We start from the raw sequence: 8,509 nt of genomic DNA on the forward strand, positions 1-8,509 counted from the left end.
CGTCCATCTCGGCCTCGTCCAGCTCGGCCTCGTCCGTCTCAGCCCTCGTCCGTCCAGCCCAGGTCCGGTTCGTCCGTCAGCCTTACCGTCCGCGTCGTCGCCGCGTGGAGCTCCAGCAGGACCAGCTCGTTCGTCCCCGGCCGCAGCACCGGCGCGGGCACATAGAGGCGGCGCTGCGGGCCGCGCGACCAGTAGCGGCCGAGGTTGAAGCCGTTGATCCAGGCCACGCCCTTGGTCCAGCCGGGCAGGGCGAGGAACGCGTCGGCGGGGGTGTCCACCGTAAAGGTGCCACGGTGGAAGGACGGACCGGCGACGGGGGTGTCCGTGCCACGGAAGGGCAGTTCGGGGAGGCGGTCCAGGGGGAGCGGGTGGCAGGTCCAGTTCTCCAGGGGCTCGCCGTCGAGGGTGACCGGGCCGGTGATGCCCTTGGGGTCGCCGATGCGCGGGCCGTAGTTCGCCCGGCCCATGTTCTCGACCAGGACGTCCAGCCGGGCCCCGTACTCCGGGCTCCGTACGTGCAGCGTGTCCTCATGGCGCTCGCGCTCCAGGACGCCCGCCGGGGCGCCGTTGACGAAGACCTGCGCCCGGTCGCCCACCCCGCCGGTGAAGCGCAGGACGCGGTCGCCGAGCGCGGGCAGCTCCGTGCCGTAGAGGACGAAGCCGTACGCCTGGCCCAGCCGCTCCATGGTGGGCGGGTCGGTGAACCGCTCGCCGGGGGACAGGAATTCGGCGCAGACCAGGGCGTTGGCCGAGTCCGTCAGCGTGACGTCGGTCGGCGGCAGCTTGGGCGAGGGCTCCGGTACGGGCTCGTCGGGGACGGCGGCGTGGCGGGCGATGACATCGCGGAACGCGGCGTACTTGGGGCCCGGGTCGCCGCATTCGGTGAGCACCGCGTCGTAGTCGTAGGAGGTGACGGCGGGGGTGTAGGCGTGGTCGTGGTTGGCGCCGGCCGTGAAGCCGAAGTTGGTGCCGCCGTGGAACATGTAGATGTTCACCGAAGCGCCCGCCGACAGGAGTGTGTCCAGGTCAGCCGCCGCGTCGTCCGCCGCCCGTATGTGGTGCGGCTCGCCCCAGTGGTCGAACCAGCCGATCCAGAACTCCGCGCACATCAGCGGCCCGCTCTCCTGGTGGGTGCGCAGCACCTCCAGCGAGTCAGCGATCCGGCCGCCGAAGGTGCCGGTGGCGAGCACTCCGGGCAGGCTCCCGGCCGCCAGCTTCGACTTGTCCGCCTGGTCGCAGGTGAACAGCAGCTCCTCGACGCCACGGGTGCGCAGCGCGTCGGCCAGCTGGGCGAGATAGGCGGTGTCGTCGCCGTACGCCCCGTACTCGTTCTCCACCTGTACGGCGATCACCGGACCGCCGCGCGCCGCCATGTGTGGGGCGAGGGGCGGCAGCAGCAGATCGAGGTACGCGTCCACGGCGGCGGTGAAGCGGGGGTCCCGGCTGCGCGGGCGCAGGGCCGGCTGGGCGGTCAGCCAGGAGGGCAGCCCGCCGCCCTCCCACTCGGCGCAGATGTACGGCCCGGGGCGGAGCAGTACGCGCAGTCCCTCGGCGTGGGCCAGCTCGAGGAAGCGGGGGAGGTCCAGCAGGCCGTCGAGGTCCAGGGTGCCGGGGGCGGGCTGGTGGAGGTTCCACGGGACGTAGGTCTCCACGGTGTTGAGTCCCAGCAGCCGCGCCTTGCGCAGCCGGTCGGCCCACTGGTCGGGGTGGGTGCGGAAGTAGTGGAGGGCGCCGGAGAGGATCCGGAAGGGCTCGCCGTGCAGCAGAAAGCCGTCGTCGGAGAGCGTCAGGGCGGGCGGGACGGCGGGCATGGGCGTCAGGGGGTCCTTTCGGCGGCGGGTGCGGGTGCGGGTGCGGGTGCGGATGCGGGTGATGACGTCGGTAGTACGGACGGGGACGCGGCGCGGATCAGCCATCCGGTGGTGATCAGGCACACCGCGGAGATGGCGCAGAGGATCAGCGGTACGGCGCGGACGCCCGCGAGTTCGATCGCCTTGCCGAGCGCGGGCGGTGCGGCGACCCCGCCGACCATCGAGGCCGCCATGACCAGCGCCCCGGCCCGGTGGGCGCGCGGCGCCGCCCGGAGCAGCCAGGGGAGTCCGGTGGGGAAGATCGGCGCGATGAACAGCCCGGCGCCCGCGTAGGCGTACGGGGCCGCGGCGGGGATCGCGGCCAGCAGCAGACACCCCGTCATCCCCGCGCAGCTCACGGCGATGATCGTCTGCGCGGACCAGCGGAGGGCGAGCGGGGCCACGAGGAAGCGGCCGACCGTCATCATCAGCCAGAAGGCGGAGGTCGCGGAGGCGGCGGCGGTCGCCTCGTAACCGATGGCCTCCAGGTGGGTCGGCTCCCAGCCGCCGACGCCGGACTCGATGCCGACGTGGAGGACGTAGAGGACGACGAAGGCGCCGAGGACGGTGGCGAGGCCGCGGGCGCGGACGCGGCGGCGTGCGCCGGTGTCCGCGGCCGTGTCCTCGCTCGCCCCGGTGTCCCCGCCGCGCGGCGGGGCCTCGTCGCGCACCCCGGCCAGGCACAGCAGAAGCGGCAGCGTGAGCGCGGCGAAGCCGAGGAAGACGGCGGGGTAGTGGGCGGACCCGACCAGGCCGATGAGGGCCGGGCCGAGGACGGCGCCGATGCCGAAGTGGGCGTTGAGGATGTTGAGCATGGCGGCGCTACGGTGCCCGAAGCCGACGGCGAACAGCTGGTTCAGCCCGTAGTCGATCCCGCCGAAGCCCAGCCCCGCGAGGAGCGCGAGCCCCAGGGCGAGCGGCCAGCTGGGCGCGAGCGCGAACCCGGCGGCGCCACCCGCCATGAGCAGGTAGGACCAGCCCAGGAGGCGGCGGTTGCCGATCCGGCCGAAGAGCCGGTCGAAGACGAGGACACCCGCCACCGCGCCGATGAAATGCGCGCTCAGACCCATCCCGGCCGCCGAAGGCGACAGCCCGTAGGTGTCGCGCAGGGCGGGGATCGACGGCCCGTAGAGCGCCTGGAGCGCGCCGATGAGGACGAAGCCGACGCAGGAGGCGGCCACGGCGGCGCGGCTGAAGAGTTGGTGGGGAGGTGGGGGTGAGGGGGTGCTCGTTGGCTGCTCCAAGGAGTCCACGAGGGGGAGTGTTACCGCTAACATGCGGGCCGTCAAGGGCGTTTGGCGGCGGTTGGCCGGGGCGCTGCGGGGGCCGGCGGTTCGTTCCCCTCCCCGCCCCTTCCCGTTACCGGGGGCTCCGCCCGCCGGAACCGAGCCCGGAAAACCACCTGCGGACCGGGACGGGTCTTGCGACGCTGTGCGGATGGACCGTCAACGGAGATCCCAACTCGCGCACGCCGACCATCCGATCGCCGCCCCGATCGCCGACGACTCGGTGGCCCGGCTGCTCGACCGGGCGGTGGCGGACGAGGCCGACCGCGCCCTCGACCTCGGCTGCGGAGGCGGCGAATGGCTGCGGCGGCTGCTGGTCCGCTATCCGTGGATGCGTGCCGAGGGGGTGGACATCCACACCGCGGCCCTGGAGCAGGCGCGCGAGGGCGCGGAGGAGTCCGAGGTCGCGGACCGGCTGGTCCTGCACGAGATGGACGCCGCGGTCTTCGCCTCGGCGCACCGCTTCGACGTGGTGCTGAGCGTTGGCGCCGCGCACGCCTTCGGCGGCCTGCTGCCCACGCTCGCGGCGGCGCGCGAACTCCTCGCCCCGGACGGCCATGTCCTCGTGGGCGACGGCTTCTGGGAGCGCGAGCCCGACGCCGCCGCCCTCTCCGCGCTGGGCGCCGCATGGGACGACTACGCGGACCTCGCGACGACCGTGGACCGCGTCGTGGCGGACGGCTGGACGCCGGTCTACGGCCATGTCAGCACGGCCGGGGAGTGGGACGACTACGAGTGGTCCTGGACCGGCTCCCTCTCCCGCTGGGCCCTGGACCACCGCGACGAACCCGACGCCCTGGACGCGTACAAGGCCGCCGCCGAACACCGCTCCCAGTGGCTGTCCGGCTACCGCGGCACGCTGGGCTTCGTCACGCTCGTGCTGCGACGGAGTCCCTGAACCGGGCGCTGTCAGTGGTCGATGCGACCATCTCGGCATGAGTGCAGAGAGCTCGACCAACGCCTACTGGGACGCCGCCGCCGCGGGCTTCGACGATGAGCCGGATCATGGGCTGCGGGACCCGGCCGTGCGGGAGGCGTGGGCCGGGCGGCTGCGGGGGTGGTTGCCCGGGCGGGCCGTGGATGTGCTCGACCTCGGGTGCGGCACGGGGAGCCTCGCGTCGCTCGCGGCCGAGTGGGGGCATCGGGTGACGGGGGTGGACCGGTCGCCGCGCATGGTCGAGCTGGCGCGGGCGAAGCTGGCCGGGACGGGGGCCGGTGTGCTCGTGGGGGACGCGGCGGAGCCGCCCGTGGGGGACGGGCGGTTCGATGTCGTGCTGGTGCGGCATCTGCTGTGGATGCTGCCGGACCAGCGGGCGGTGCTGCGGCGTTGGGTGCGGCTGCTGCGGCCGGGTGGTCGGCTGGTGCTGATCGAGGGGCGGTGGGGCGAGTCCGAGCCCGTCGGGCTGACCGCCGCCGAGCTGTCGGCGATGGTCGGGCCGTTGACGGAGCGGCTGTCGGTCGAGGAGCTCGGGCCGGACGCGGCGCTGTGGGGCCGGGCCGTGCGCGACGAGCGGTATGCCCTGGTGGCGGACCTCGCGCCGGTTCGGCGGCATCGAGAGATCGTCGATGTGCATCTGATCCTGCGCCGGGGCGGCGACGTCCTGCTCGCGCGCCGGGCGAACACGGGGTATGCGGACGGGCTGCTGCACGCGCCGTCCGGGCATGTCGAGGACGGCGAGGACGTGCGGGCCGCGATGGTTCGGGAGGCGGCCGAGGAGATCGGGGTCGGCCTCGGTCCGGACGATGTGCGGGTCGTGCTCGTGCTCCAGCACAAGGCGCCGACCGGGGACGCCCGTACGGGGTGGTTCTTCGAGGCGGAGCTGGGGGAGAGGGGCGAGGGCGGGCTTGAGCCCGTCAATCGGGAGCCGGAGAAGTGTTCCGAGCTGGGCTGGTTCCCGCTGGACGCGCTGCCGGACGACATGGTGGCGTACTGCCGCGCGGGCCTCGAGGCGTATCGCGCGGGGCACCGCTTCGCCCTCCACTGGCATGAGTCGGACGACTCCATCGCCTACGCCCCCGAGGGGCCCGACCGGCTGACCCCGCTCTGATGGTCGGAGGTTCTGGGACGTTGTCCCGGTTAGCTAGACTCGAGCGCGAAGGGAGGGTGTGGTGAACGACGACGACCGAGACGCGGAGCGCGCGGCCCGGCCCAAGCGGGCGGACGCGCGGCGCAATGAGCAGGCGCTGCTCGAGGCCGCCGCCGCGGTGTTCGTCAGCTCGGGCGTGGAAGCGCCGATACGTGACATCGCGGCCAAGGCCGGGGTCGGGACGGCCACGATCTACCGCCACTTCCCGACCCGGGCCGACCTCATCGTCGCCGTATACCGGCACCAGGTCGAGGCCCTCGCCGAGGCCGGTCCCGCGCTGCTGGCGAGCGGCGAGACCCCGCACACCGCACTGGGTCAGTGGATCGACCTCTTTGTCGACTTCCTGGTCACCAAGCACGGCCTCGCCGCCGTGTTCCAGTCCGACGACCCCTGCTTCGACCCCCTGCACTCGTACTTCATCGACCGGCTCCTGCCCATCTGCGACCAGCTGCTCGACGCCGCCGTCGCCTCGGGCGAGATCCGCTCCGGCCAGGACGCCTATGAGCTGATGCGCGGCGTCGGCAGCCTCTGCGCGGGCGCCGGCGACAACCCCCGCTACGACGCACGCCACCTCGTCGGGCTGCTCATCTCGGGGCTACGCCAATCGCGCTGAGGTGCTCGCCGTCCCGGGCGTGGTTATGCGCTGACGCAGATGCGCTGACGCAGATGCGCTGACGCAGATGCGCTGACGCGGTTGCGCTGACGCAGATGCGCTGACGCGGTTGCGCTGACGCGGTTACGCCGTTACGTCGAGAGCTCCCGTACGTAGCGCCACTCCGTGGCCGCCAGTTCGTAGCCGAACCACTTGTTCACCGCCAGCATCGGCCCGTTGTCGCCGTCGTTGCCGGTGAACGCCTCCCGGCAGCCCGCGGACCGGGCGCGGTGGAGCGAGTCGTTCTTGGCCAGCTTGGCCAGGCCGCGGCCGCGGAAGGCGCGGCGGGTGCCGGTCATCCCGGACCAGTAGCGGCCCCGGCCATCGGTGTGGGCCACGCTGAAGGCGGCCACCGCGCCGTCCACCACCGCCACCGACGTCAGCTCGCGGTCCAGCGCGGGGTGCTCCCAGTACCGGGCCAGCCACTCGGCGTACGGCGGCGCGGCCATGTCCACGTCGCCCGGCTCGTCCACCGTGCACTCCGCGTCCGCCTCGTACAGCGGACGCGGATCGTCCGCGAAGTCCGCCGCCGTACGCAGCTCCACCCCGTCCGGGAGACCGCCCGCGCTCAGCGGCGGCAGCGCCGCCGCCGTCAGGTCCAGCCGCTGCACACGGGAGGAGCGGCTGCGCCGGTAACCGCGCCGCTCGGCGAAGGTCACCGAAGACGGCTCGTCCAGCGTCCAGACGAAGATCTTGGCGGTGCCCAGCCCGGACAGATACTCCTCCGCCGCGGTCACCAGCGCCGAACCCGCGCCCCGCCCGCGCGCCCCCGCGATCACCGACGTATTGGCGAAGGCCAGCCCCGGCTCGTCGCTGTCGTGGAAGACGCCCATCTCGCTCGAGCCCACCACCTGCCCGTCCGCCTCGGCGACCAGCAGCCGGTAGTGCTGTTCGACGGGCGCGTTGTCCGACTGCCAGACCACCGTCCGGGGCGTGGTCACCAGATAGGGGAAGGCGGAGCGCCGCGCCGCCGCCACGGCCTCCGCGTCGGTGGCCCGGAAATCGCGCACAGTCATGGTCATGGTTGCGCAGGTTACGGCCTGTCAGCCCGGCTCGCCCCCCAATTTCCGCAGCTCGTGGGCTAGATCACCGAGGCCGTGCGGTTCCTCTCGGCCCGGCACACCGGTTCCCCTCGGCCCGGCACGCGGTTCCTCTCCGCCCGGCACGCGGTTCCCCTATGCCTGACACACAATGGGTGCCACAAACACCGTCCCGCACCCATTTCCCAGGAGCCCCAACGTGGCCTTGCAGATCACCGTCGACCAGGACACGGCGACCGCCCCCTTCGAGCAGATCCGCGCGCAGATCGCCGAGCTGGCCCGCTCCGGCGCGCTTCCCGTCGGCTACAAGCTGCCCACCGTACGCGGCTTCGCCGAGGAGCTGGGGCTGGCCGCGAACACCGTCGCCAAGGCGTACCGGGCCCTGGAGGCGGACGGTGTGATCGAGACCCGCGGCCGCCACGGCACCTTCATCGCGGCGGCGGGCGACGCGACCCTGCGCCGGGCCGCCGAGGCCGCCCAGACCTACGCCCAGCGGGTGCGGCGGCTGGGCCTGGACCGCGCGGCCGCCCTCGCCACCGTCGAGGACGCCCTGCGCGCGGTCTACGGCGACTCCGAGTGACGCGGCCGGGGTGGCTCCGGCGGTGACGTGGCCGTGGTGGCTCCGCCTGTGACGCGGCCGGGGCGGCTCCGCCTGTGACGTGGCCTGACATGCTGTCCCCCATGACCAGCGCGCTGCCCAACCCCATGACCGGCCGTACGACCAGCCGCAAAGCCCTCGTCCGGCGCCCCAGCCCCCGCCTCGCCGATGGGCTCGTCACCCATATCGACCGCACCCCGGTCGACCCCGCGCTGGCCCTGCGGCAGTGGGAGGTCTACGTCGTGGCGCTGCGCGCGCACGGTTGGGAGACGGTCGAGCTGCCCGCGCTGGACGACTGCCCGGACGGGGTGTTCGTCGAGGACACCATGGTCGTCCACCGGAACGTCGCGGTGATCGGCCGCCCCGGAGCCGAGTCCCGCAGGCCCGAGACCGCGACCGCCGAGGAGGCCGTGACCGGCCTCGGCTGCTCGCTGAACCGGATCCGCGAGCCGGGGACGCTGGACGGCGGGGACGTCCTGAAGATCGGCGACACCCTCTACGTGGGACGCGGCGGACGCACCAACGGCGACGGCATCCGCCAGTTGCGCGCCGCGCTGGAGCCGCTGGGCGCGCGGGTGGTGGCCGTACCGGTCAGCAAGGTGCTCCACCTGAAGTCGGCGGTCACCGCGCTGCCGGACGGCACCGTCATCGGCTATCCGCCGCTCGTCGAGGACCCGGCCGCGTTCCCCCGGTTCCTCCCCGTCCCCGAGGAGTCCGGCGCCCATGTGGTGCTGCTCGGCGGCGGCAAGCTGCTGATGGCGGCGAGCGCGCCGCGCAGCGCCGAGCTGTTCGCCGACCTCGGTTATGAGCCGGTGCCGGTGGACATCAGCGAATTCGAGAAGATGGAGGGCTGTGTGACCTGCCTGTCGGTACGGCTGCGGGAGCTGTACGGCTGACCTGCGGCCGCGGGGCCGTACGGCCGAGCCGGGCCCCCGGTGGGCGTCTCACGGACGCCCCTGGTGGGCGGCTCAGGGATGCCCCTGGTGGGCGGCTCAG

Annotated in this window: 8 protein-coding genes; 5 read left to right on the plus strand and 3 right to left on the minus strand. The window is 73.5% G+C overall.

Annotated elements, in window-relative coordinates:
* Positions 1–38: 38 nt before the first annotated feature.
* On the minus strand, positions 39–1,811 hold the full coding sequence (locus tag ABD329_RS23735; protein ID WP_344316877.1) for a glycoside hydrolase family 35 protein: 1,773 nt from the start codon (positions 1,809–1,811) through the stop codon (positions 39–41).
* A gap of 5 nt (positions 1,812–1,816) precedes the next feature.
* The gene (locus ABD329_RS23740) at positions 1,817–3,127 is read right to left on the minus strand and encodes an MFS transporter (RefSeq protein ID WP_425574374.1); all 1,311 of its coding nucleotides are present in this window, start codon (positions 3,125–3,127) and stop codon (positions 1,817–1,819) included.
* Between the two features lie 160 nt (positions 3,128–3,287).
* Here ABD329_RS23740 and ABD329_RS23745 point away from each other — a divergent pair, with 160 nt between their 5' ends.
* The 3 genes from ABD329_RS23745 (at position 3,288) to ABD329_RS23755 (ending at position 5,836) form a co-directional block, all read left to right on the plus strand.
* Entirely contained in the window at positions 3,288–4,034 is a 747-nt protein-coding gene (locus ABD329_RS23745) for an SAM-dependent methyltransferase (protein ID WP_198282423.1), read from the plus strand.
* A 37-nt stretch (positions 4,035–4,071) separates the two neighbouring features.
* Positions 4,072–5,184: a methyltransferase domain-containing protein gene (locus ABD329_RS23750; protein ID WP_344316860.1), complete on the plus strand. Its 1,113-nt coding sequence runs from the start codon at positions 4,072–4,074 to the stop codon at positions 5,182–5,184.
* A 61-nt stretch (positions 5,185–5,245) separates the two neighbouring features.
* Complete coding sequence (locus ABD329_RS23755) at positions 5,246–5,836, plus strand: TetR/AcrR family transcriptional regulator (RefSeq protein WP_344316861.1); 591 nt, start codon at positions 5,246–5,248, stop codon at positions 5,834–5,836.
* Positions 5,837–5,967: 131 nt separating this feature from the next.
* Here the strand turns inward: ABD329_RS23755 and ABD329_RS23760 are convergent, their stop codons facing one another.
* A complete protein-coding gene (locus tag ABD329_RS23760) occupies positions 5,968–6,897 on the minus strand; it encodes a GNAT family N-acetyltransferase (RefSeq protein ID WP_344316862.1) in 930 nt (309 codons plus the stop codon).
* Positions 6,898–7,114: 217 nt separating this feature from the next.
* Here ABD329_RS23760 and ABD329_RS23765 point away from each other — a divergent pair, with 217 nt between their 5' ends.
* The gene (locus ABD329_RS23765) at positions 7,115–7,495 is read left to right on the plus strand and encodes a GntR family transcriptional regulator (RefSeq protein WP_344316863.1); all 381 of its coding nucleotides are present in this window, start codon (positions 7,115–7,117) and stop codon (positions 7,493–7,495) included.
* 125 nt (positions 7,496–7,620) lie between these two features.
* On the plus strand, positions 7,621–8,409 hold the full coding sequence (ddaH, locus tag ABD329_RS23770) for a dimethylargininase (protein ID WP_344316878.1): 789 nt from the start codon (positions 7,621–7,623) through the stop codon (positions 8,407–8,409).
* Positions 8,410–8,509 lie beyond the last annotated feature (100 nt).

The sequence above is a fragment of the Streptomyces javensis genome (genome assembly GCF_039525925.1).
In the GTDB taxonomy this organism is placed as follows: Bacteria; Actinomycetota; Actinomycetes; order Streptomycetales; family Streptomycetaceae; genus Streptomyces; species Streptomyces asiaticus.

Bases quoted from the DNA above. Each gene is read 5' to 3' on its own strand.
- ABD329_RS23760 (WP_344316862.1), bottom strand. From the start codon at position 6,897: ATGACCATGACTGTGCGCGATTTCCGGGCCACCGACGCGGAGGCCGTG.
- ABD329_RS23745 (WP_198282423.1), top strand. From the start codon at position 3,288: ATGGACCGTCAACGGAGATCCCAACTCGCGCACGCCGACCATCCGATC.
- ddaH (WP_344316878.1), top strand. From the start codon at position 7,621: ATGACCGGCCGTACGACCAGCCGCAAAGCCCTCGTCCGGCGCCCCAGC.
- ABD329_RS23740 (WP_425574374.1), bottom strand. From the start codon at position 3,127: ATGTTAGCGGTAACACTCCCCCTCGTGGACTCCTTGGAGCAGCCAACG.
- ABD329_RS23735 (WP_344316877.1), bottom strand. From the start codon at position 1,811: ATGCCCGCCGTCCCGCCCGCCCTGACGCTCTCCGACGACGGCTTTCTG.
- ABD329_RS23750 (WP_344316860.1), top strand. From the start codon at position 4,072: ATGAGTGCAGAGAGCTCGACCAACGCCTACTGGGACGCCGCCGCCGCG.